This window comes from Pseudomonas sp. LBUM1666 (genome assembly GCF_059695775.1).
Genome location: NZ_CP166789.1, coordinates 4,802,168 through 4,823,785 on the forward strand (window position 1 = coordinate 4,802,168; position 21,618 = coordinate 4,823,785).

At 56.5% G+C, this 21,618-nt stretch carries 23 protein-coding genes; 7 read left to right on the forward strand and 16 right to left on the reverse strand.

Translation table 11 applies throughout. The annotated features are described in order from the left end of the window. Nucleotides 1-404 precede the first annotated feature (404 nt). Together ACA056_RS22000 and ACA056_RS22005 are read left to right on the forward strand one after the other, a co-directional pair. The gene (locus tag ACA056_RS22000; RefSeq protein ID WP_497267740.1) at nt 405-620 is read left to right on the forward strand and encodes a hypothetical protein; all 216 of its coding nucleotides are present in this window, start codon (nt 405-407) and stop codon (nt 618-620) included. A gap of 739 nt (nt 621-1,359) precedes the next feature. Further along, on the forward strand, nt 1,360-1,920 hold the full coding sequence (locus ACA056_RS22005; RefSeq protein WP_497267742.1) for a magnesium transporter: 561 nt from the start codon (nt 1,360-1,362) through the stop codon (nt 1,918-1,920). Between the two features lie 31 nt (nt 1,921-1,951). Here the strand turns inward: ACA056_RS22005 and ACA056_RS22010 are convergent, their stop codons facing one another. From ACA056_RS22010 to ACA056_RS22030, 5 genes are read right to left on the reverse strand one after another with little or no spacing between them, the layout of a single operon-like run. Continuing rightward, a complete protein-coding gene (locus tag ACA056_RS22010; protein WP_497267744.1) occupies nt 1,952-2,269 on the reverse strand; it encodes a cytochrome C oxidase subunit IV family protein in 318 nt (105 codons plus the stop codon). Nucleotides 2,270-2,282: 13 nt separating this feature from the next. Beyond that, a complete protein-coding gene (locus ACA056_RS22015; RefSeq protein ID WP_497267746.1) occupies nt 2,283-2,987 on the reverse strand; it encodes a heme-copper oxidase subunit III family protein in 705 nt (234 codons plus the stop codon). A 6-nt stretch (nt 2,988-2,993) separates the two neighbouring features. Beyond that, a complete protein-coding gene (locus ACA056_RS22020) occupies nt 2,994-3,686 on the reverse strand; it encodes a cytochrome c oxidase subunit 3 (RefSeq protein ID WP_497267748.1) in 693 nt (230 codons plus the stop codon). Further along, entirely contained in the window at nt 3,683-5,458 is a 1,776-nt protein-coding gene (gene ctaD / locus ACA056_RS22025; protein WP_497273581.1) for a cytochrome c oxidase subunit I, read from the reverse strand. Before ctaD ends, ACA056_RS22020 begins: the two co-directional genes overlap by 4 nt. Nucleotides 5,459-5,508: 50 nt before the next feature. Continuing rightward, on the reverse strand, nt 5,509-6,975 hold the full coding sequence (locus ACA056_RS22030) for a c-type cytochrome (RefSeq protein ID WP_497267750.1): 1,467 nt from the start codon (nt 6,973-6,975) through the stop codon (nt 5,509-5,511). A 441-nt stretch (nt 6,976-7,416) separates the two neighbouring features. On the opposite strand from ACA056_RS22030, the gene ACA056_RS22035 reads away from it, so the two are divergent. Beyond that, the gene (locus tag ACA056_RS22035; RefSeq protein WP_497267752.1) at nt 7,417-7,758 is read left to right on the forward strand and encodes a hypothetical protein; all 342 of its coding nucleotides are present in this window, start codon (nt 7,417-7,419) and stop codon (nt 7,756-7,758) included. Between the two features lie 79 nt (nt 7,759-7,837). Here the strand turns inward: ACA056_RS22035 and tam are convergent, their stop codons facing one another. Next, nucleotides 7,838-8,608 carry a trans-aconitate 2-methyltransferase gene (gene tam, locus ACA056_RS22040; RefSeq protein ID WP_497267754.1) on the reverse strand — a complete coding sequence of 257 codons (771 nt, stop codon included), beginning with the start codon at nt 8,606-8,608 and terminating at the stop codon, nt 7,838-7,840. Nucleotides 8,609-9,044: 436 nt separating this feature from the next. Here tam and ACA056_RS22045 point away from each other — a divergent pair, with 436 nt between their 5' ends. Continuing rightward, the gene (locus ACA056_RS22045) at nt 9,045-9,548 is read left to right on the forward strand and encodes an inclusion body family protein (protein WP_347803664.1); all 504 of its coding nucleotides are present in this window, start codon (nt 9,045-9,047) and stop codon (nt 9,546-9,548) included. Between the two features lie 124 nt (nt 9,549-9,672). After that, nucleotides 9,673-10,212, forward strand: coding sequence for an AidA/PixA family protein (locus ACA056_RS22050; protein ID WP_497273582.1), 540 nt, complete (start codon nt 9,673-9,675; stop codon nt 10,210-10,212). A gap of 62 nt (nt 10,213-10,274) precedes the next feature. Here ACA056_RS22050 and ACA056_RS22055 read toward each other — a convergent pair whose 3' ends face one another. Beyond that, nucleotides 10,275-11,360 (reverse strand): type I restriction endonuclease, encoded by a 1,086-nt coding sequence (locus ACA056_RS22055; protein WP_429512153.1) that lies wholly within the window; start codon nt 11,358-11,360, stop codon nt 10,275-10,277. 301 nt (nt 11,361-11,661) lie between these two features. Here ACA056_RS22055 and ACA056_RS22060 point away from each other — a divergent pair, with 301 nt between their 5' ends. Beyond that, on the forward strand, nt 11,662-12,072 hold the full coding sequence (locus ACA056_RS22060) for a low affinity iron permease family protein (protein WP_497267757.1): 411 nt from the start codon (nt 11,662-11,664) through the stop codon (nt 12,070-12,072). A 45-nt stretch (nt 12,073-12,117) separates the two neighbouring features. On the opposite strand, the gene ACA056_RS22065 is transcribed toward ACA056_RS22060, so the two are convergent. From ACA056_RS22065 to ACA056_RS22085, 5 genes are all read right to left on the reverse strand, one after another. Then, the gene (locus ACA056_RS22065; protein ID WP_497267759.1) at nt 12,118-12,621 is read right to left on the reverse strand and encodes a DUF4142 domain-containing protein; all 504 of its coding nucleotides are present in this window, start codon (nt 12,619-12,621) and stop codon (nt 12,118-12,120) included. A 73-nt stretch (nt 12,622-12,694) separates the two neighbouring features. Then, nucleotides 12,695-12,853 (reverse strand): KGG domain-containing protein, encoded by a 159-nt coding sequence (locus ACA056_RS22070; protein WP_010462447.1) that lies wholly within the window; start codon nt 12,851-12,853, stop codon nt 12,695-12,697. Nucleotides 12,854-12,970: 117 nt separating this feature from the next. Further along, a complete protein-coding gene (locus ACA056_RS22075) occupies nt 12,971-14,320 on the reverse strand; it encodes a sensor domain-containing protein (protein WP_497267761.1) in 1,350 nt (449 codons plus the stop codon). 85 nt (nt 14,321-14,405) lie between these two features. Next, entirely contained in the window at nt 14,406-15,044 is a 639-nt protein-coding gene (locus ACA056_RS22080; protein WP_497267763.1) for a LysE family translocator, read from the reverse strand. A gap of 140 nt (nt 15,045-15,184) precedes the next feature. Next, nucleotides 15,185-16,138 (reverse strand): LysR substrate-binding domain-containing protein, encoded by a 954-nt coding sequence (locus ACA056_RS22085; protein ID WP_497267765.1) that lies wholly within the window; start codon nt 16,136-16,138, stop codon nt 15,185-15,187. Between the two features lie 77 nt (nt 16,139-16,215). Between ACA056_RS22085 and ACA056_RS22090 the strand changes: the two genes are divergently transcribed. Continuing rightward, a complete protein-coding gene (locus ACA056_RS22090) occupies nt 16,216-16,704 on the forward strand; it encodes a DMT family transporter (protein WP_497267767.1) in 489 nt (162 codons plus the stop codon). A 75-nt stretch (nt 16,705-16,779) separates the two neighbouring features. Here the strand turns inward: ACA056_RS22090 and ACA056_RS22095 are convergent, their stop codons facing one another. The 4 genes from ACA056_RS22095 to ACA056_RS22110 form a co-directional block, all read right to left on the reverse strand. After that, a complete protein-coding gene (locus ACA056_RS22095; RefSeq protein ID WP_497267769.1) occupies nt 16,780-18,111 on the reverse strand; it encodes an MFS transporter in 1,332 nt (443 codons plus the stop codon). A gap of 186 nt (nt 18,112-18,297) precedes the next feature. Then, nucleotides 18,298-19,224 carry a hydroxymethylglutaryl-CoA lyase gene (locus tag ACA056_RS22100; protein ID WP_497267771.1) on the reverse strand — a complete coding sequence of 309 codons (927 nt, stop codon included), beginning with the start codon at nt 19,222-19,224 and terminating at the stop codon, nt 18,298-18,300. Next, entirely contained in the window at nt 19,221-20,414 is a 1,194-nt protein-coding gene (locus ACA056_RS22105; protein ID WP_497267773.1) for a CaiB/BaiF CoA transferase family protein, read from the reverse strand. Before ACA056_RS22105 ends, ACA056_RS22100 begins: the two co-directional genes overlap by 4 nt. Nucleotides 20,415-20,520: 106 nt before the next feature. After that, complete coding sequence (locus tag ACA056_RS22110; protein WP_497267775.1) at nt 20,521-21,429, reverse strand: LysR family transcriptional regulator; 909 nt, start codon at nt 21,427-21,429, stop codon at nt 20,521-20,523. Nucleotides 21,430-21,618 lie beyond the last annotated feature (189 nt).

Genomic DNA, 21,618 nt, shown 5'->3' on the forward strand with positions numbered 1-21,618 from the left:
CACTAAATATTTTATTGATTTTCATTGTCGATCACTTTTTAACAGGTTGAGCAACTTCGATTCGCTAAAATTAGATTAGTAGCGCCGATGCTCCGCAACCACCTTTCTGACGAACGGTGTACAAGTCGTTTTTTTTAGAACTTCCCCGATGCTTTCCTAGGTCTTCAAGCTGTAGCAGACTCGCCCTTTACGCGCGTTATTTTCTGAGTTCGTCATGTAAATCAGCAAAATACGTATAGATTAAATTGTTGCGGCTAGACGAAAACTGATGGGGTGATCATCGACGTTACTCACTTGGGCGTTGTCTACATGCCCATGCACAACTCCCATCGATCTTGATCCGGCGCGTCACAATACATTGCATATGCTAGGCGTGCATATGATCGAGCACTAAGGTTGGCTGTATGCCATTCAGTATCCAGCAGCGTCGGGCCGCACAACATAGGAATACGTCAAAAAATGCCCTTTACATGATGGCATTCGAAGCAATCAACTCACATAGTTGTGCCCTTTTGATTGCTGTAGACGAAGGTATTGGCAACACGCCTACATTTATTGGAGCCGAAGGTCGTCATGGACTCTTTATGCCCGCACAAGCAGGATTTTTATCCAACAAGTGACCTGTTAGGCGACGTCCTGACGGTTTTCTTCAATTTACCGCCACAACTCTACCTCGATGAGTTCCGCGTATTTTTCCGCGACCGCAGCGCAAGAGTGCGTCCAGCACCGTTGGCGTTCCCGTCTTCGTCATAGTTCTGCCCCGAGACCACATCAAACTCAATGTCCCGATAGCCTTAGGCGTCCCAATCGCCCATGGTCTGGCTGACATGTCCGCAGGTAGGTCACTTCGTTTGTCATCAAGGAAGCACCCAAGCATGTGATATCGAGCATTTTCGGTATTGGAGATGTGCCGAAGAAAAAACAGCCTCGCCTCGACCGTAACGACAACCGTAGCTCGCACCTACTAGTGGAAATAATTTTTGTACACCCACCTGTACACCAGCATCATAGAACACCCTAAACGCCCCGTATTCTATAAATACTTCTGCTCCCTTCACCCGCTCCAATCGAATTTGATCTCACGTCAGGAGGGTTTTGACGGGAGATGCAGGAACAAAAAAACCGGTCCGTTGTGACCGGTTTTTTTGTGCCCTGAATTTGGGGTGCCGGGGAACCTGCCGGGAGCATCAGACCGCATGCATCCCGTCCCCATGCCTGAATGATATGCAGTGCTATACTTTTTTATGGCTTGAATGAAGCGCACAACGTTGCCCACGGGTACTGATACCGACTGCAAATCTCGACCGGCAGTTGCAAGACAAAGGAGGTCTACGGCAAGCACGAGATGGGAGGTGTGGCATGAACCGACACTATTACATCAGCAACAATCTCGACGATCTTGAAGCCGTTGAAGATGAACTGGAAGCCAGCGGCATCAATTCCGAACAAATTCATGTGCTCAGTCAACACGTTGCCGATGTTGAACAACATCACCTTCACGAAATCAACTCGTTAATGGAGCAGGATGTTGTCCGCTCCGGCGAAATTGGTGCAGTGATCGGTGTGCCTCTCGCGGCGCTGGTTCTTGGCGTCGCCTATTGGCTGGGCTGGACCGAATCCGCTGCAGGCTGGATGCCTTTTATCTTTCTTGCCATTGTTGTATGTGGCTTCTGCATCTGGGAAGGCGGTTTTTTTGGTATCCAGGTGCCAAACGCTCACTTCCGCAGTTTTAAACAGGTGGTAGAAGAGGGAAAACATATTTTCTTCGTAGATGTCGAGCCGGCTCAGGAGTCGGTATTGGACGGGGTTATCGGACATCACCCAGCGCTGGAGATTGCCGGAACGGGAGCGGCAGCCCCCCATTGGACAGTCGCCTGGCAGCACAAATGGCATCAGTTCAAGCGAGTGATATCGGGTTAGCCTCTGAGACTGAAGGCCATCCGGAAGCGGCTTATTGGCCGAAGGAAATGACCCGGCTGAGGAAAACATAGTCCGCTTCGGTGGCCATCAGTCCAATGAGCACCAGCAAACACAACGGTGGCACCAGTATGGCGTAGACCATGGCCAACCGTTCCCAGGCCATATGCATGAAGATGGAGACAATTAAACCGGCCTTCAACAACATGAAAGTGATAATCAGGGACCACCGAAGGTAACCATGGAAGTGGAAATAGTCGACAAGGTACGACAGCGTGCTGAGGACGAATAACAGCCCCCAGATTTTAAGGTACAAGCTGATTGGATGTTGCTGACCCTGAGCATGTGCCATCACCAGCGCTCCTCTACCATAAATAGAAGAAAGCAAAAATAAACACCCACACCAAATCCACGAAGTGCCAGTAAAGCCCGGCTATCTCGACGTTCTGATAGTTTCCGGAGCGCTCATAATCTCCCCGCATTACTTTCAGCGCCACAATGCTGAGGTAGATGGCGCCGATTGACACATGCAGTCCGTGGAAACCGGTAATCATGAAAAAGCTGGCACCAAACTGCGCCGCCCCCATGGGGTTCCCCCAGGGACGCACCCCTTCTGCGATGAGCTTGCTCCATTCGAATGCCTGCATGCCGACGAAGGCCACACCCAAGGCAGCGGTCGCCAGCATAAGGGCAGCGGTTTTCGCACGATCACGGCGATAGGCGAAATTGACTGCCATGGCCATGGTGCCGCTGCTACTGATCAGCACAAAGGTCATGATGGCGATCAAAATAAGTGGGATCGCCTGACCGCCGATCGTCAATGCGAACACTTCACTGGGGTTCGGCCAGGCAGTGGTGATGGTCATGCGTACCGACATGTAGCCGGTTAAAAAACAGGTGAATATAAAAGTATCGCTGAGCAGGAATATCCACATCATCGCCTTGCCCCAAGGGACCTGCTTGAAGACCTCTCTATCCGAGGCCCAGTCGCTGGCGATGCCCTGCCATCCCGGAGCAGGCTGTGAGTCTGGTGGATTGGATTCACCTGGGGCAAGTGGGTGCGATGCCATGGCTTTTCACCTCAGGCCGCAGAATCGGGCGATGGCTTCATAGGTTTCCGGCGTGCTGGTCAGCAGAGCGAATAGCACGAACCAAAGACCCAGTAAGTAATGCCAATAGATGGCACACAGCTCTACGCTGGCGCTGAGTTGCGGTAACGGCACGCGCTGCAGGAATTTAGCAACGATTATGCCCCAGGCTATCAGCCCGCCCAGCAGGTGGAGCGCATGCAGGCCGGTCAACAGGTAGAAGAAGCTGTTGGCCGGATTGCTGGCGAGAAAGTAACCCCAGGCGACAAACTGCTGCCAGACCCAGAACTGTCCCGCCAGAAAAGCAATGGCGAATACGCCCCCCAATGCAAAACCAATCACAGTTGCACCCAGTCGAGCCTTTCGGGCGGCCATACGCGACCACTGCAGTGCGACGCAACTGAGTACCAGAAAAGCCGAGTTCAGCCATAACTGCGAGAGATTGGCTAACGGCGCCAAAGGCTCTGTCAGTGGTAGCCAGTCGGTCATTTGTGAACGGGCGATAAAAGCGAGCAAGAAGAGAAAGAACAACGAACTCACCACAACCAGGAACAAGCGCAGGCCTGTTTTGGCGATTTGGTTTCGATCGGGCCCCTCGCCGGCCCCGATACCCTGTGGATCGCGATTCCAGCTGCCGCCGGGGTCAGCGCCGTCGGCGTTTCTCAATAGCAGCCTGCTCATGGTTTAACGTCCGCTATCGTGGTTCCGGCACTCAGTTGCCGCATCTGCTCCAGCTCCTCGGCGGAGACTGTTTGCGGAACGAAATCCTGTTCTATCCCCGGCACACTGTAGTCATAGGCCCAGCGATGCACGACCGGCAGCTTCGCTCCCCAGTTACCGTGTATCGGCGGGGTGTTCGGCGTTTGCCATTCCAGACTGGCCGAGCCCCAGGGATTACTGCCTGCGGGTTTACCTTTAAACGTGCTCCAGGCCAGGTTAAACAGGAACAGCAACTGGGAAACGCCGACGGCCAATGCAACCACCGTAATGAAGGCATTCAAATCTTGCGCCGACTGCGGGATGAACGCGTAGTTTTCATAGGCGTAATAACGGCGTGGCATGCCCTGGAAACCCAGGTAGTGCATGGGAAAGAAGATGGCGTAGGTGCCCAGGAAGGTAATCCAGAAATGCAGCTTGCCCAGGGTGTCATTCAACATGCGCCCGGTTACTTTCGGGAACCAATGATAAATGCCGCCGAACACCACCAGTACCGGTGCGACACCCATCACCATATGAAAATGAGCCACAACGAAATAGGTGTCCGAGAGCGGAATATCCACGATCACATTGCCGAGAAACAAGCCAGTCAGACCGCCGACCAGAAAGGTGACGATAAAGGCCAGGGCAAACAGCATCGGCACGGTCAGATGAATGTCGCCGCGCCACAGGGTCAGCACCCAGTTGTAGACTTTCAGTGCGGTCGGCACTGCGATGATCAAGGTGGTGACGGCGAAGAAAAAGCCAAAGTACGGGTTCATTCCGCTGACATACATATGGTGCGCCCAGACCACAAAGCTGAGTACGCCAATCGCAATAATGGCCCACACCATCATTCGGTAGCCGAAGATGTTTTTACGCGCATGCGTGCTGATCAAGTCGGAGACCAGGCCAAACGCAGGGAGAGCAACAATGTAGACCTCCGGGTGGCCGAAGAACCAGAACAGGTGCTGGAATAATATTGGACTGCCACCCTGGTGATCGAGCTGCTGCCCCAGCGAGATCATCGCCGGCATAAAGAAGCTGGTGCCCAACAGCTTGTCAAACAGCATCATGACCGCGCTGACGAACAACGCCGGGAAGGCCAGCAAAGCCATGATCGAGGCCATGAAGATTCCCCATACGGAGAGCGGCATGCGAAACAATGTCATGCCGTGCGTGCGCGCCTGCAACACCGTGGTGACGTAGTTCAACCCGCCCATGGTGGCTGCGACAATAAAAATCGCCAGTGAGACGAGCATCAGGACGATGCCCCACTCGACCCCCGGTGTCCCCTGAGAAATGGACTGTGGCGGATAGAGCGTCCAGCCCGAACCGGTGGGGCCGCCAGGGACAAAGAAACTGGAGAGCAACACCACTACCGCCAGCAGGTAGAACCAGTAGCTCAGCATGTTGACGTAGGGGAAGACCATGTCGCGGGCGCCCACCATCAGCGGGATCAGATAGTTACCGAAGCCACCCAGAAACAAGGCCGTCAGTAAGTAAATGACCATGATCATGCCGTGCATGGTCATCGCCTGATAGTAAGCACTGGCGTCCATGAACTCCAAAGTGCCGGGGAAGCCAAGCTGTATACGCATCAAGCCGGACAACACCACGGCGATAACGCCCACGAATATAGCCGTCAAGGAATATTGAATGGCGATGACCTTGTGGTCCTGACTCCAGATATATTTGGTCAGGAAGCTTTTGGGCTCGTGCAGTGCTTCTGTTTCGGCTTGCTCCGCATAGGCCATCACGTCATCCTCCGGTTCGAAGTTTCGGTGCATTCCTGGCTGCTTTACGGCTACTTCCCTGGCTCCGCCTTGCTCGCATCAGCGTCGGCATTCGCTTTGGATTTGATAAAAGCGATCAGTGCGTTCAACTCCTGATCACTCGGGGTAAAGGCCGGCATGACGGCTGCGTAGCCTTTGACGATTTTGGCACCGGGATTAAGAATCGAATCCTTTATATAGCCCTCGTCGGCCTTTATCGTCGAACCGTCGGCAAGGGTTACGGACTCGCCATACAGGCCCTGCCAGCTGGGGCCGATACCCTTGCTGCCATCGACACTGTGGCAGGCCAGACAGCCGAGCGACTGAGCCAACCCCTGCCCCTGTGCCGCCAAATCGTCACCTGGGCTCGACGCTTCGCCAGGTTCAACGTCTTGCTGCCCGGCACCGAGCGATTTGATCAGGGCGACGACAGCACCCAGTTCATCTTCAGTGAGAGTATAGGCCACCATGACTGGCGGGTAGCCCTGTACCAGTCGGGCCCTCGGATCGAGGATCGACTCTTTCAGGTAGGCCTCATCGACCAGTGCACTGGTGCCATCGGCAAACTGTTCAGTGCGGCCGTACAGCCCCTTCCATCCCGGGCCGAGACTGGTACTGCCATCCTGGCTGTGGCAGGCACCGCAGCCGTATTTTTCGGCCAACAAGCGACCTTTTTCCAGCACGCTGTCCTGACTGGGTTTGGCAGCTGTCGTTAATGTCTGCGCAAAAGTCGGTTGGCTGTTCAGCCATTGATCGAAGGCGCCCTGCTCTTCCACGATCATATGGCCGCGCATGTTGTAATGACCTACGCCACAATACTCAGCACAAAGGACTTCGTACTTCCCGATGACAGTCGGCGTAAACCAAAAGTACGACACCATCCCAGGCACCATGTCCATCTTGCTGCGAATCTGCGGTATATAGAAATTGTGCAGTACATCTTTGGAACGCAATAAGACTTTCACCGGCTGATCGAGCGGAAGGTGAACTTCATTGCTTCTTATAAGTACATCGTCCTGCCCAAGAGGATCCTTGGGGTCGAGGCCGAAGGGATTGGTGGAATTAACAAACTTAATATCCGATTTGCCCAGCTTCCCGTCCTGGCCGGGAAAACGATAGGCCCATTGCCACTGCTGGGCGACCACTTCAAGTTCATAAGCATTTTTTGGCACGCTGATGAAGTCACTGTAAACAACCAGGCCTGGCGCCAACATCGCGGCAATACCTACCGAGGTCACGATAATCAACCATGTTTCCAGTTTTTTGTTTTCTGGCTGATAGTGCGCCCTGGCGCCCTCCTTGTGACGAAAACGCATCACGGCTACCGCCATAAATACCGTGATGGCGATGAAAAATATTCCGCTGATGATCAGGGTGATGAACAGGGTGGTGTCGATTGACCCCCAGTTGGAAGCTGCCGGTGTCGCATGCCAAGGCGCTAGTATATGGAACAGCACAGATGCAATAACGATTAGTACAAGAATAATTGCCATTGCCATTTTGCTTTCATCCTATTCCTGTTACTCATCGGTATGCCTAAGCATCGCCACAGAACAACATCGTCAAATCAATACTAATCTGACGCCAAAACAGGCTAGACAAGTACCACCTATCTTTGTGGCAAAGTCCGCAGGAAGTATAGTTCATGGCCGGAACAAACGCTTTTCCTGAAAAGCCTTGTTGCCTGGATATTCCAACTTCAGCGTCAACTTGATCACTTAAAATCTATTCGCTATATATAACTGTAACTATTCAGCAACACATCTCGCCTGGACGACACGTCGAGCAAGCGAGGTCCGGTTGCCAGCTATAATCAGGTCTGATTACGGAAGGCAAAGATCGTCTAAAAGCGCCCGCGAAGATCCTTGCCTATGCATTGCGGTCAGACAAGTGACGGCCAAGAGCTATAGCGTCCAGCCGTCCACAACGGAGATTTCGTCATGAGTGCCTTGACGATCGAAGGCTGGTGCAAAGTCAACGGACAACAAAAGTCGACCCCGATGGGTGAAATCCATTTTTACGTCGATGGCCCCCTCCATAAGAGTCTGGAGGACGCTGAAGAACGCCTGCAGAAGACCCATGAACGTGAAGCCATGGTCGATGTTGACATGGACACACTGGAGTTGAAATTGCCAGAGGGATACGCCCCTTTGTCCGACTGCCAGATGCGCGTCTATATACACAACGAGCGCGGTCAGTTCCATTTGGTCGGGCATCGAGCGAGTGATGGAAGCTTGATCTATAGCAACGCGGTTTTGATCGATCAGCTGATTGACGCCTAGCTACGACGGAGTTCTCGGCCATTGGTACGCGAAAGGGACAGACGAAAAGAGCGGAATGTGTCCCTTTTTCATTAATGCATCAACGCGTCGCAACGATAAACAACCGTGGGAACGGCAGCAGCACTGAACCATCGGCCAACGGCGGATAGGCCAGTTCGATTGCCGCTTGATACTGTTTGAGATACTGCGCCCGCTCCTCCTCATCCAGCGGATCAAGAAACGGTCGCAATCCGCTGCCCTTGAACCACTCGACCACACCTGACGCGCCACCCGCGAGCGGGTGATGGTAGGTGGTGCGCCAGATATCGACCCGTGAGCAGTGCGGGCGCAGCATCGAGTAGTAACCGCTGGCACTCTCCATTTCCGTTCGCTGGCCAGCGGCCCCAGCCAGTCTTTCGGCCCACGGGCCATTGGCTGCGACTTCGCGCATCAAACGGTGCGACGGCTCATTGAGGTTGTCAGGCATTTGAATCGCCAAGCAGCCGCCGGGTGCGAGCCTGGCCACCAGTGACGGCAGCAACTGGGCGTGATCGGGAACCCACTGCAACACCGCGTTGGCGAAAATCACATCAAACGGGCCGTTTTCGTTCCAGGTATCAATATCAGCCGTATCGAATTGCACCTGCGGCAAGCGCTTGCGGGCGGCGTCGATCATATCGGTCGAACTGTCCAAGCCACGCACCGTGGCATTGGCGAAGCGCTCAACCAGCAACTCGGTCGAATTGCCGGGGCCGCAACCGATGTCGATTGCCGAGCGCGCGTCCACAGCAGGGATCGCGGCCAGCAGGTCACGGGCGGGACGTGTGCGTTCATCTTCAAAAGCGACGTATTGTTTGGCGGACCAACTCATTGCGTTCTCCTGTCGGTGCGTTGTTGTAGCAAGAGGCGGAAAACCGGTTCGCTACGATACCTCGACCGGTGCGCTCTGCCCTATCCGACCTATGGCGAAAGCGGTCAATTAACCCGCCAATACCCATGGGACCAAACGTACAAAGAGGATTTGAATGAGCATTTTTTATCGCAAAATCTTCTGAAGCCATAACCAAACCGACCGTTCGTCGAACTAGAAGCCAAGCAATTTTGACAGCCAAAAATTCACATCTATAGTCCAATCGCGGCCCGTCGGAAGGAACCCGAACCCGTTAGTTTGCACGCAAGGAGCAAGGCCAGCTCATGCCCGTGACAGGTGGGTTCCGCCCGTAGTGTGTTCGCAACGGCCGTAAGGCAAGCAAGCGTTGTTGTGCCTGGAAGATGCCAGGCATTCACTATGAACAAGGAGCTTTACTATGTCTCGAGTCACGGATGTACTTGTTTCAATCGACACTGAAACCATTCTGAAAAACTACCCGAACATCAGCAAAAACCCTGCCTCGCCGACGTTAATCGACGTCAATCATGTGTACATGGTGACCAATCAGAACAACGTGGTCAGCGGCCAGGCCGGTGGCGAACTTAACTTGAGAGCCCAGGTAGGCGACTTGATTCGCTGGCGTGAAACCAGTCTGTCGCAGAGCTTCGAGACTGCAGTGATTTTCTACAAGTTTGTTGGCAACGTCGGCAACGAGTTGATCTCCACACCCACGCCCCGCAAGGCCACAGCGTGCGTTGCCGTCCCCAACACCAGCAACCCGTCGGTGCCGAGCTGCCAGAAAGTCGATAACCATTATTGGTCTTCGGAAACACTTTCGTGCGGTAGCGTGACCTACCACTTCCATTTCCTGATCGTCGATCGCGACTGCAAGATCGTAGGCTGCTGCTCGTGGGATCCGTTCATTACCATCCGTAACTGACGATGACCAGGCCCCTTGGCAACGAGGGGCCTACCGAGTTCGTTGCCGCTTCGGCCGGGACGGGATGTCTTGCTTGAACCGATGCGGCTGCCGTCTTGAATCAACATCATGAAAGGAATCCATGGTGACTTCCGAACCGATTGCCTCCCCTTCGAAAAGTATCGCGCCAGTCAATAATGTGCTGCTGATCGTCGATGCCGAATCGCTACTTTTACGTTATCCGCAACCCAGTCTTGAGCCGCAAAACCCGACCATGATTGAGGAAGGTTTGATCTTTTCCATCAGCGGTACAAAACCAACACAAAGTACAATTAATGACAGCTTAATGACGCTTACCGCCAATAACGGAAAGAACTTCCAAATCCGTGGCAGGACCGTCAGCTTGCTCGCCGAACACAGCGTGGTGTTCTACGAGATACATGTAGGTAATCCCGGGGTCCTTTCACCGCCTGAATTGGTGGTCCACACAGACTTGACAGTCCCCGCACCCGATCCCGAAAACCCGACCCAACCAGGCAGCCACCTGGCCGATGATCACTACTGGCATTGCACGCAATTGGCGGCTGGGGTGGCTGCGTGCGAACTGAAATTCATGCTGATCAATAAAAGCTGCGAGGCATTGGGGTACTTCAGTTGGTCGGTGGACGTGACGTTGGCGGAGTGAACAGAAATCCAAAAAAAAGCCGGCCTCAAGGGCCGGTTTCTTCTGCCAATCGATCATCGTGGTTAGTCGTAATATCCAACAGTCTTCTTCAAGTGATCCGAGTATTCGTAGATGTCGTCTATCGAGTTTATTGCGTGCCGGGTTTCATTCTTTTCTTCGTCAAAAATACCGATGTACTTCTGTGAACGATTGAAGTGCAGACGACAGATCGGTTTGCGGTTGTTGTCGTCGAGCAAAATGCCGAAGTAACTCTGGGTGTCGCGCTGAACAATCCGCTTTGCATCGACAACAGACCGAACGACGGCACGGACGATGTGATACCCCTCCAGTTCTTCCAGCGTTGTCAGAACCTTGTCCTCTGACTCGTCTCGCAAGTCCGGCTGCTCAGCACCACTGGAAGAAACCGGCAAAGAGGCTAACGCGGGTTGAATAGCACCGCTCATGGCCGACTTGAGCCTGTCGTTGATTTGGTCGTTGAGAAACTGCACCACGGCCTTTCTCGTTAGCTCATGGAACTGTTCACGGACCTTCTGAGTAATCACCCCGTCGTATACACGCGACGCGAACACCTTCACAAAGTCGTCATCAGGCTTGCTGACCTGCGAAGCAATGACCTTTTTGATTTGGCTGACGTACTTCAGCTCACCTGCGGCGCTGATGATCGAATCCACGTCGAAGGCTGACTTGGTGAGCTTGACCAATTCGGGGACGGAATACTCGTCGATATCCAGAAGGTCGAGCTCAAGAAATGGCTTCTCATCCATCTTGTTGGGCGCATCCAGGTCGGTGAAAAACTTGTAGACCTGACCGTTGGTAAGGATAGAGATTCGGGCACTGGTGACGTGGAAGTAGCGAAACAACTGGGAGGCGTGATTGATGTGCAACGGCTCACCAATTTTTTTGCACTCGATGAGGATTTGAACCTCTCCTCCCTTCATGATTGCGTAATCAATTTTTTCACCCTTTTTCGTTCCAATATCGCAAACGAATTCGGGAGTTACTTCCGTCGGATCGAAGACATCGTAGCCCAGCACCGTACTGATAAATGGCATGACAAACGCGTTCTTGGTCGCTTCTTCCGTCTTAATGGCAGCGCCTTGCAAACGAACTTTGGCGGCTAAGCTTGCTAACTTTTCGAAGAATTCCATGAGTGGCCTCTTATCTGGTTCGATCCGTGTGTTTGCATGCTGGCAAATTGATTGCCTTTGATACTAGACACAAACCGGCACAAAGAAAGAATCCAACCAAGAATTGGGAACAACAGAGATTTCTTCCATCCAGATCTGGGTCAATTTGTCCTATAAGATCGCCAGATCGCAGCCTTCGTCAGCTCCTCCGGCCTACCGAGGTACGAGCTACCGGCTTTTCATTGAACCCAGAATTTAATCAGAATTTTCATCATGCCCGTGCTGTCTGAAAATCAGGCGCATCCCTATAAGGAACACGGCAATGAAATTCGCAAAAGTCGCTCAGAAACTTGCCCTGTGGGCGGGCAGCCCCAAGACGTTCATGGGGGCGATCATTCTGATTTTTCTGTGGGGTCTGAGTGGGCCGATTTTTCACTTTAACGACACCTGGCAGCTGATCATCAATACCTCGACCACCATCATCACCTTCCTGATGGTGTTCCTGATCCAGAACACCCAGAACCGCGACACGGACATTTTGCATTTGAAGATCGATGAGTTGCTGCGGGTGACGAAGGATGCGCAGAACGCGATGCTGGGGCTCGAAGCGCTGGATCTCAAGCAGTTGGAAGCGCTGAGAAAGCAGTATCGGCAACTTGGCGAGGGCGAAACGATTTCCCTGGACGGCACCGTCGTCCAGGAAAAAGGTAAGCAGGATTTGAATGAATGCTGATCGGGACATCGCGGGTGGCCCGAGGTCACCCGCGCACTTCGTGGGTTAGCGACTGGCTTGCAGCGCCTTGGCCATTTGCAGGTGGTTCTGCAGTTTGGGCAACGTTTCTTCCGCGAAGGCTTTGATTTCAGGCACGTCGGTGGTCTGCGCTTCCTGTTGAAGCTGTTCGATGGCTTCCTGGGTGGTTTTCACCTGACTGGCCGCGTAGGCCTGGTCGAAGCTCGCGCCGTCCTGCACTTGCGGCATCAAGCCTTTGGCTTTATCGACTACCTCTTCACGCGGAGCCACCGGTAAATCCAGTTGCTTGGCGATTTTCGCCAGATGCTGGTTGGCGGTGGTGCGGTCGTTGATGACGACGATGGTGTAGTCCTTGACCTCTTTGGATTCGGTTTTCTGGTGCGCCAGGCGGCTGGCTTCGATATCGGCCATGCCTTTGGCCGATGCATCGTTGATGAATTCAGCGGGGGACTGGGCAAAGGCACTGCTGGCGCACAGGCCCAGCAACGTGGCAAAACTGGCATTGCGTAATCGGGTGGCCATCCGGCTCATGGTCGCGCCCTCCTCGTAAAAAATTCAAACGGGAGCTTACGCTCCCGCCTCTCGATCAAAACTACCTTCACCGTTACTTCGATTTCTGACCACCTTTGCGGCCCATATCGGGTTTCGCAGGGTCTTTATCGACGGTCGTGGTGGTAGTTTTCCCACCTTTGCGACCGGCTTCAGACGCCTTCGTTCGATCGTTGGCGAAGTTTCCCGAGTTCGAGTTTCTTGAATTAGGCATGATTCTCTACCTCTTGGTGATGATCGCGGCGAGCAGGAGCCCGCATAGGATCAGAATTTCGATCACCGCAAAGGTTTAGAAAAGTTGAAATCGCGGCGACGAACGGTGGCAGATTTTTCAGGCCTCGAGGCGCTGGTGATGTTCGCGCTTGACGGCATACATGGCCTCATCGGCATGCCTGAACAGCTGCTTTTCCTCGGTGCCGTGCTCGGGGTAATGAGCGACGCCGATACTCGGCAGGATGTTCACGCTGTGCCCATCCAGGCGCAGGGGTTGAGCCAGAACCTGACGGATTTTTCCTGCCACGCTGTTGGCGTCTTCCGACGCGTGGATGCTGTGCAACAACACCACAAATTCATCACCACCGATTCGCGCCACGGTGTCGGTTTCACGCACGCAGCCCTTGAGCCGATTGGCGACCGCTTGCAACAGCATGTCGCCGACTGCATGGCCGTGAGTGTCGTTGACTTCTTTGAAGCGGTCGAGGTCGACATACAGCAATGCCATACGCCCGGAATCCGCCCGAGCCAGCGTCAGTGAGTCTTTAAGCCGGTCACGGAGCAACTCTCGGTTGGGCAGTTGAGTCAGCGGGTCGTACTGTGCCATCCGTTGCAGTCGGGCATGCAATTGCTTGCGCTCGATCGCTGTCGCGACTTGGGCACAGACGTATTGCAGCAGTTCCTTGTCCTGCTCGGTGTAGCGCTCGCCGCCCGGTACGCTTTTGACGATCAACGCGCCGATGGTGCCGTTTTGCGAGTTCAACGGCACACCTAGCCAGCAAGGTGAATGCTGGCCTGCGACCAGCGCCTCAAACCCCGTCGGTGGATTGTCCTGATCCGGGGTCAGTAGAATCGGCTGGCCGCTGCGAATCACCTCGGCGCAGAGACGTCCGGTGATCGTTCCGGGCTGCTCGGGTTGCAGCTCCAGGTCGTCCACGTGATAAGGGAAATTCAGCTGTGCACAGTGTTCGTCATACAGCGCCACGGAGAAATTCAGCGCCGGCAGCCATTCGCCGATGATCAAATGGATGCGTTTGAACAGCGCCAGTAAATCTTCCGCCGCGTGGGCCGCTTCAGAGATCGCATACAACGCCGCTTGCCGGGACTCGGCCTGCTTGCGCTCGGTGATGTCGCGTGCAACGGCGATGCGCAGTTGGTCGACCTCCGACCAGCGCGCCGACCAGAGGATGTGCGCCACTCGGCCATCCTTGCGCAGGTAGCGGTTTTCGAAATTGAGCTTGGGGTCGCCGCCCATGATCTCCCGCGCGGCATCGAGGGTGCGCTGACGATCGGCGGGATGCACCAGATCGATCATCGGCTGGCCGATCAGCTCTTCGGGGGTATAACCGAAAATACGCTCGCAGGCCGCGCTGACAAATACGAAGCGACCTTGTTTGTCGACCGCACAGACGGCGTCCAGCAAGAGATCAATGTAACTCGCCAACGGCGCGGAATTTCTGGTTGCCATAGTGCGGTGAGCGTGTCCGGCTAATGCAGCAATAAAGAACCTTCCCTGCCCCATCAGTACAACTGACGCCTCCTTGCAATCAGTCTCAAGCCTTGTTCGTCACCAACCCCGGCAATGCATGCGCCAGGGCATTGATGGCGAATCCGATAAACATCACCCCACACAACCGGGTGATCAACAGTTCATGACGCTGGTACACGGTGCGTACCTGGCGCGCACCGACAATGCCAATGAGGATAGCGTAGGCCATGAGGCCACCAACGAAGCTCAGGACAATCAGCCACGGCAGCATCGACCAGTGCAGCAATTCGGCACGGCTGGACAGCAGCGCCGTAAAAGTCGCTACCGCCACCGGGTAAGCCTTCGGATTGGTCAGGCCAAACAGAATGCCGTGCCAGAACGGCTGCCGCGCAGGGCCCTGTGGCGCTTCGACACTGCTGCGACGGGCACGAACCGCGCGCAGACCGAGCCAGAACAGGTACAGCCCGCTGAGTACACCCAGCACATCGAACGCGGTACTGCCGATTTCCCGCGCACCGACAATCGCGATCAACGCGGTGCTGCACCAGACCACATCCCCCAGCAAATGCCCGCAGAGAAACCCCGCCCCGGCCCTCCGACCACGCGCCGCACCGATGCCGAACACCGCCAACACACCCGGCCCCGGCGTAATGCCGTAGATAAAGCCCGAGGCGAGAACAGCCATTAGCAGCGATGGGGTCATTGGAAGTCCTGTTAGCCTTGGTGAATGCACGCAAGTCTATCTCAGGTCCCTGCGGCCCGACTGACTGATCGTCGAAGAACTTCATTCCCGCATACGGCCGCTGCCGACAGGCTGCCAGGTCCAACCACAATGCTATTCGCTTAAGAAAATCTTGAGGTGAGTGAGAAATCTGTGGTGAGGGGGCTTGTCGGTCCAATCCCCTCCCCAATCCGCCCATTCAACCAGTTCAACGCCTGATCCCCGCCCCGCCGCTTGTGCCAGACCAACACAAACGTAAACGACGGAATATGAAACGGCGGCGGGACCACGATCAACGACTGCTCATCGATATTGAGCAACCCTCGGGAAGCAACCGTGAGGATCAGGTCGGTGCCGCTGATGAATTCCGGGGCGACGCTCCAGTGCGGCAGGCTGATTGCCACGCGACGGCGTTCACGCAGGGCTGTCAGGGCCCGTTCGATTTCCGGGGTGCCGCTGCCGCGCATTTCCAGCAGGACGTGGGGTCGGGCGAGGTAGGTCGGCAAGTCGAGCACGCCATCGGCGGGCAGGCTGTTGCGGTCAACCAGACAGGCGTAGTGCTCTTCGAACAGCGGGGTGCTGCGCAACTCGTTCGGCAACTCTGGAAAGACGCCTGCCGCTACGTCGATGTCGCCGTTGAGCACCCCCTCGAGCATGCCTTCGCGGCTGGCATGGCTGATTTGCAGATCGATGCCCGGCGCTTCCCGGCGCAAGGCCCGTATCAACCCCGGCAGGACGATTGCAGCGCCATAGTCAGACATCGCCAGCCGAAACGTGCGCTTGGCGGTGGCCGGATCGAAGGCATTCGGTGCCAGCAGCGATTGCACCTGAGCCAGGGCTTCGGCCAAAGGTGCCATCAACTCCAGGGCTCGCGGGGTAGGCAGGAGGCTGGCGCCCGCCCGGACCAGCAAAGGATCGCCAAGCAGATCACGCAATCGCGCCAAGGCATGACTGACGGCCGGCTGACTCAGGTGCAGGCGCTCGGCGGCACGGGTCACGTGTTGCTCGCTGAGCAAGGCGTCGAGGATCACCAGTAAATTGAGGTCGACGCGCCGAAGATCATTCATCTGATGCATGTTCTTGATAGCAATTTGGAATTTAAATCTGCGCGACGAATACTCTAGAGTCCAGCAAAACCTGTTGGAGAATCTTCATGAGTACGTTGCATTGGGCCGGGCTGTTGCTGCTGGCCGTGATAGCAGGGGCGGTGGTGCCTTTTCAAAGCGCTATCAACGCCAACCTCGGTCGCGGTTTGGGCCATCCGTTGTGGGCAACCCTCGCGTCGTTGTTGGTGAGTATTGTGGTGTTGTTGCCGGTTATGTTGGCGCTGCGTTTGCCGTTGCCGTCGCTGGCGTTCATCAGCAAGGCGCCGCTGTGGATGTGGGCTGGCGGAGCGTTTGGGGTGTGTTTCATTTCGCTGGCGCTGGTGCTGCTGCCCAAGCTCGGGGCGTCGGGGTTTATGGCGTTGGCGCTGGCCGGGCAAGTGGTTGCGTCGCTGGTGCTGGATCACTTCGCAATGTTTGGATTGGTCGAGCGGCAGATGACCGTGTCGCGGGGGGTTGGCGCTTTGTTGCTAGTGGCGGGAGTGGTGTTGATTCAGTTCAGCGCTACACCGGCCAAAGCGGTGATTGCAGCCTCTTGAAAATCAAAAGATCGCAGCCTCCGGCAGCTCCAACAGGGATGCGTGGTCCCAGGAGCTGCCGAAGGCTGCGATCTTTTAAAACTTGTCCAGTGTGCGCAGCTTCTGCGGCAACCCCCACAACAGCAGCGCGACGGCGATCAGCGCGGCGACGCCGATGACATACAGTGCCGGCGTGGTGCTGCCGGTCAGGTCTTTGATCCGCCCCACCATCACCGGGCTGACAATGCCGCCGAACTGGCCGAGGGTGTTGATGACCGCAATCCCGCCCGCAGCCCCTGCACCAGCACCGGCCAGCAGTTTTGGCGGCAGGGTCCAGAAGCTCGGGATGGACGCGATGATCCCGGCGCCGAGCAAGCCCAGCGCGACAATCAGGAAGGTCGTGTGGTCAGCAAAGATCCCCGCACAGAAGAACCCCACCGCGCCCACCGCCACTAAACCTGCGACAAACTTGCGCCGTTCACCGGTCGAGTCGGACAACCGCCCGATCACCACCATGCTGATGGCGCCGCAGATATAAGGGATGGCGGTCAGCAACCCAATCATCACCGGGCTCTCGGTGCCGGCGCTGCGAATCAGTTGCGGGGCCCAGAAGTTCAAGCCGTAGGACGCCACCTGAATCAGGAAGTAAATCAGCCCGAGAGTCAGGAAACCCGGAATCCGCAGTGCGGCGAGTAACGAGCCGCCACTCTTGTGCGGTTCATGGTGCGCGATGCGGCTGGCCAGCAGCGTTTTCTCTGACGGTGTCAGCCAATGGGCGTCTTCGATGCGGTCCTTGAGCAACGTCAGCACCAGCAAGCCGAGGCCGATGCAAGGCACGCCACCCAGCAGAAACAGCCAGTGCCAGCCGCGCATGTCCATAAAGCCGTCGAGGTGTTGCAGCACCAGCCCGGAGAACGGTGCGCCGACCAGACCGGCAAACGCCGACGACAGAAACAACATCGACGTGATGCGCCCGCGATAGTGCTGCGGGAACCACAGCGTCAGGTAATACAGCACACCCGGCGCAAAACCGGCCTCCATCGCGCCAATCACAAAGCGCAGCGCGTAGAACTGCCATTCGCTATTGACGAAGACCATTGCCGCAGTAGCGAGGCCCCAGGACATCATGATCCGGGCGATCCAGCGCCGGGCGCCGACCTTGTAGAGCATCATGTTGCTCGGCACTTCAAAGATCACATAACCCACCACAAACAGCCCGGCGCCGAGACCGTAAGCGGTGTCGCTCAGGCTCAGGTCGGTCTGCAACTGGAACTTGGCGAAGCTGATGTTGATGCGGTCGAAAAACGCGAACAGGTAGCACACCATGATCAACGGCATCAGGCGCCAGGCGACTTTGCTGACCAGGGCTTTTTCTTCGTCGTGGCTAACGGACGGGCTCGCGCCCGCCTCCAGTACATTAAGGCTCATGATGGTTCTCCAGGCGGACTGCCCGTGGGTGTCCGATTGTTTTTGTTGTCTGGTTGAGATGCTCGGTGTGAGTGCTTTTACTGTGGGAGCGAGCCTGCTCGCGATAGCGGTGGTTCAGTCGACATTTATGTTGGATGTGACTCAGTCATCGCGAGCAGGCTCACTCCCACAGGGGGATCCGGGGTGTCAGGAAGGGCTTGGGTGCAAATCGCAATTGCGTCCAGCCTTGGCCAGTTGACCGGGCACTTCGTGGCCCAGCAGCGCGGGGAATCCTCGCGACAATTGCAGCAACAGCGGCAGATCGATGCCGGTATGAATGCCGATTTCATCGCACAGGTTGACCAAATCTTCGGTGCAAATATTGCCCGAGGCACCCGGCGCGAACGGGCAACCGCCGAGCCCGCCGAGGGCGGCGTCGAAGCGTCGGGCACCGGCCTCGTAGGCGGCCAGCACGTTGCACAGACCGAGCCCGCGGGTGTTGTGGAAATGCAGGGTCAGATCAGCCGGCGAAACCCGCTGCAAGACCCGCCGCACCAGACGATCAACCTGCCGCGGATTGGCCATGCCGGTGGTGTCGGCCAGGGTGATGCCCTGAATCCCGAGTTCCTGATAAGCCTCGACGATTTGCAGCACGCGATCCTCATCGATCTTGCCTTCAAACGGGCAGCCGAAGGTGGTGGCGATGCTGGCGTTGAGTCGCACCGTCGTCCCGCGAACGTATTGCACGATCTCGCCGAACGCAGCCAATGAGCCTTCGCAATGCATGCGCATGTTGGCCAGGTTGTGGGTCTGGCTGGCGGACATCACCAGATTCAACTCGTCGGCCCTCGTCGCCAGTGCTCGTTGCGCGCCTTTCAGGTTGGGGATCAACGCGACGTAAATCACCCCCGGTTGCCGGGTGATGCCCTTGAACACCTGTTCACCATCGCGCAGCGCCGGAATCGCCTTGGGGGAAACGAACGAGCCTGCTTCGATGCGGCTGAAACCTGCCAGCGACAGCTGATCGATCAAGGCAATCTTGTCGACGGTTTCGACCCAGGTCGGCTCGATCTGCAAGCCGTCGCGGGGGGAGACTTCCTGAACAATCAGGGTCTCGGAAAAATCAGTGATCATTGCACCACCCCTTGAGCTTTCAGCCGTTCGATGTCTGACCCCGTAAGACCCAGTCCCGCGAGGATACCGTCGGTGTGCTGGCCCAACGTAGGTCCGGACCAGTTCACGCCACCGGGCGTCTCGGACATTTTCGGCACAATGCCGGGCATCTTCACCGTGGCACCTCCGGGCAGGTCGGCGTTGAGCAGCATGTCCCGCGCCTGATAGTGCGGATCGGCGACGATGTCGGCGACTGAATAGATGCGCCCGGCCGGGACTTCGGCAGCCTCCAGTGCCGACAACACATCGTCGATCGGCAGGCTGCTGGTCCAGTGAGTGATCGCCGCATCGAGCACGTTGCTCTTGGCGGCACGCCCGTCGTTATGGGCAAACTCCGGCGCATCGGCCAGATCACGGCGACCGATGACGTCCATCAAGCGCTTGTAGATCGGGTCGCTGTTGCCGGCGATCACCACGTAGGCGCCATCGGCCGTCAGATAGGTGTTGGAGGGCGCGATGCCCGGCAAGGCCCCGCCGCTGCGCTCACGAACATGGCCGAGCATGTCGTATTCCGGCACCAGGCTTTCCATGACGTTGAACACACTTTCAGCCAGCGACACATCGACGACTTGCCCACCGCCCTGCCCGGTCTTGACCCGCAGTAGCGACATCAAGGCACCGATCACCGCGTGCAACGAAGCCAGGGAATCGCCGAGGCTGACGCCCACCCGGGCCGGTGGTGAACCGGGGGTGCCGGTGGTGTAGCGGATCCCGCCCATGGCCTCGCCGATCGCACCGAATCCCGGACGATCGCGGTACGGGCCGGTCTGGCCGTAACCGGAAATACGCACCAGCGTCAGGTTGGGATTGAGGGCGTGCAACACGTCCCAGCCCAAACCGAGCTTCTCCAGGGTGCCGGGACGCAGGTTTTCGATGAGCACATCGGCGCTGGTCGCCAGTTGCTTGACCAGTTCAATGCCTTCGGGGGATTTCAGATTCAGCGCCAGGGACTTCTTGTTTCGCGATTGCAGGTACCACCACAGCGAGGTGCCTTCGTGCAGCTTGCGCCATTTGCGCAGCGGGTCGCCCTGACCCATGGCTTCGATCTTGATCACTTCGGCGCCGAACTCGGCAAGCATGCGCGCGGCGAACGGCGCGGCGATCAGCGTGCCGATCTCGATCACTTTGATTGCACTCAAGGGGGCAGTCATCGCGGGGTACCTCATGTTGTTCTTGGAATATGTGCCAAGGCTAGAGGACCACGGGGGCTGGAATCCAACCTTCAGTTGGCAACGAGCGTTCGCGAAACGCGAACGCTCAATCCGCTCCGCGCAACTGCTCGAACAACATCCGGCTCACCGGCGACAGCGCCGCTTCATCGCGCAAAACCAGAACCAATGCGCGATCCGACCAGTCATCCGTCAACGGCACCGCGTGCAAGCCCAACGCCCGACCAAACAGCTCATAGGCCTTTTGCGGCAGGATGCCGATGCCCATGTTGGCCTGGACCATCCGGCACATGGCGTCGAAACCCGGTACATGAATCCGCAGCCGCAGCACTTTGCCGGCCTCTCGCGCGGCTGCGTGGGTGCGCATATTGATCGAACTGGCGGAATGCAGACCGACGTAATCGCTGCCCAGCGTATCGGCGAAAGCCAGGCTGGAACGACTCGCCAACGGATGATCGGGCAGCATCAACACCACCAGTTTGTCCTGTCGATAAAGCACGCTGTGCAGACCCTTGACGTCGCTGTCACTGGAGCAGATTCCCAGGTCCGCCACGCCATCCAGCACACCCTGAATCACCCCGCTGCTGGGCCGCTCTTCGAGGTCGGTCTTAACCTGAGGGTGACGCTCGGAAAAGTCCCGCAGGTCTTCGGGCAGAAACTGAATGATCGCCGACAGGTTGGCGAGCATTCGCACATAACCGCGGATACCGTGGCTGTGCTCGCCCAGTTCGAGCCCCATTTTCTCGACGTTGAACAGCATCTGCCGGGCATGGTGCAACAAGGTTTCACCGGCCGGCGTCAGGGTCATGCCCTTGGCCTGGCGCACGAACAGACTAATGCCCAGCGCTTCTTCCAACTCCATCAACCGCTTGCTGGCCGCCGACACAGCGATGGCTTCACGCGCGGCGGCACGGGTCAGCGTGCCCTCCTCATGAACGGCGACAAACAGCTGGAGAGTGATCAGGTCGAGGCGGCGGATCAGGCTTTTTTGCAGCATGGAGGGCTCGATGACTTCTGTTCGACTGAGTCGGCAGGATAGCCCGGTTTCTACGCGACTCGGCAAAGCAAATTGCCCACAACATCACGAGGCATCGCCCTACACATAAATCTCTTGTAACACTCAGCCGTACCGGAAACAGCCGATTCAAAGCCTCCGCCGCGCTCTGTAAAGTCTGGAAACACACAC

Excerpts from the sequence above, each read along its gene's own strand:
- ACA056_RS22000 (WP_497267740.1), top strand. The coding sequence starts at position 405 with ATGCCATTCAGTATCCAGCAGCGTCGGGCCGCACAACATAGGAATACG.
- ACA056_RS22005 (WP_497267742.1), top strand. The coding sequence starts at position 1,360 with ATGAACCGACACTATTACATCAGCAACAATCTCGACGATCTTGAAGCC.
- ACA056_RS22010 (WP_497267744.1), bottom strand. The coding sequence starts at position 2,269 with ATGGCACATGCTCAGGGTCAGCAACATCCAATCAGCTTGTACCTTAAA.
- ACA056_RS22015 (WP_497267746.1), bottom strand. The coding sequence starts at position 2,987 with ATGGCATCGCACCCACTTGCCCCAGGTGAATCCAATCCACCAGACTCA.
- ACA056_RS22020 (WP_497267748.1), bottom strand. The coding sequence starts at position 3,686 with ATGAGCAGGCTGCTATTGAGAAACGCCGACGGCGCTGACCCCGGCGGC.
- ctaD (WP_497273581.1), bottom strand. The coding sequence starts at position 5,458 with ATGGCCTATGCGGAGCAAGCCGAAACAGAAGCACTGCACGAGCCCAAA.
- ACA056_RS22030 (WP_497267750.1), bottom strand. The coding sequence starts at position 6,975 with ATGGCAATGGCAATTATTCTTGTACTAATCGTTATTGCATCTGTGCTG.
- ACA056_RS22035 (WP_497267752.1), top strand. The coding sequence starts at position 7,417 with ATGAGTGCCTTGACGATCGAAGGCTGGTGCAAAGTCAACGGACAACAA.
- tam (WP_497267754.1), bottom strand. The coding sequence starts at position 8,608 with ATGAGTTGGTCCGCCAAACAATACGTCGCTTTTGAAGATGAACGCACA.
- ACA056_RS22045 (WP_347803664.1), top strand. The coding sequence starts at position 9,045 with ATGTCTCGAGTCACGGATGTACTTGTTTCAATCGACACTGAAACCATT.
- ACA056_RS22055 (WP_429512153.1), bottom strand. The coding sequence starts at position 11,360 with ATGGAATTCTTCGAAAAGTTAGCAAGCTTAGCCGCCAAAGTTCGTTTG.
- ACA056_RS22060 (WP_497267757.1), top strand. The coding sequence starts at position 11,662 with ATGAAATTCGCAAAAGTCGCTCAGAAACTTGCCCTGTGGGCGGGCAGC.
- ACA056_RS22065 (WP_497267759.1), bottom strand. The coding sequence starts at position 12,621 with ATGAGCCGGATGGCCACCCGATTACGCAATGCCAGTTTTGCCACGTTG.
- ACA056_RS22070 (WP_010462447.1), bottom strand. The coding sequence starts at position 12,853 with ATGCCTAATTCAAGAAACTCGAACTCGGGAAACTTCGCCAACGATCGA.
- ACA056_RS22075 (WP_497267761.1), bottom strand. The coding sequence starts at position 14,320 with ATGGCAACCAGAAATTCCGCGCCGTTGGCGAGTTACATTGATCTCTTG.
- ACA056_RS22080 (WP_497267763.1), bottom strand. The coding sequence starts at position 15,044 with ATGACCCCATCGCTGCTAATGGCTGTTCTCGCCTCGGGCTTTATCTAC.
- ACA056_RS22085 (WP_497267765.1), bottom strand. The coding sequence starts at position 16,138 with ATGCATCAGATGAATGATCTTCGGCGCGTCGACCTCAATTTACTGGTG.
- ACA056_RS22090 (WP_497267767.1), top strand. The coding sequence starts at position 16,216 with ATGAGTACGTTGCATTGGGCCGGGCTGTTGCTGCTGGCCGTGATAGCA.
- ACA056_RS22095 (WP_497267769.1), bottom strand. The coding sequence starts at position 18,111 with ATGAGCCTTAATGTACTGGAGGCGGGCGCGAGCCCGTCCGTTAGCCAC.
- ACA056_RS22100 (WP_497267771.1), bottom strand. The coding sequence starts at position 19,224 with ATGATCACTGATTTTTCCGAGACCCTGATTGTTCAGGAAGTCTCCCCC.
- ACA056_RS22105 (WP_497267773.1), bottom strand. The coding sequence starts at position 20,414 with ATGACTGCCCCCTTGAGTGCAATCAAAGTGATCGAGATCGGCACGCTG.
- ACA056_RS22110 (WP_497267775.1), bottom strand. The coding sequence starts at position 21,429 with ATGCTGCAAAAAAGCCTGATCCGCCGCCTCGACCTGATCACTCTCCAG.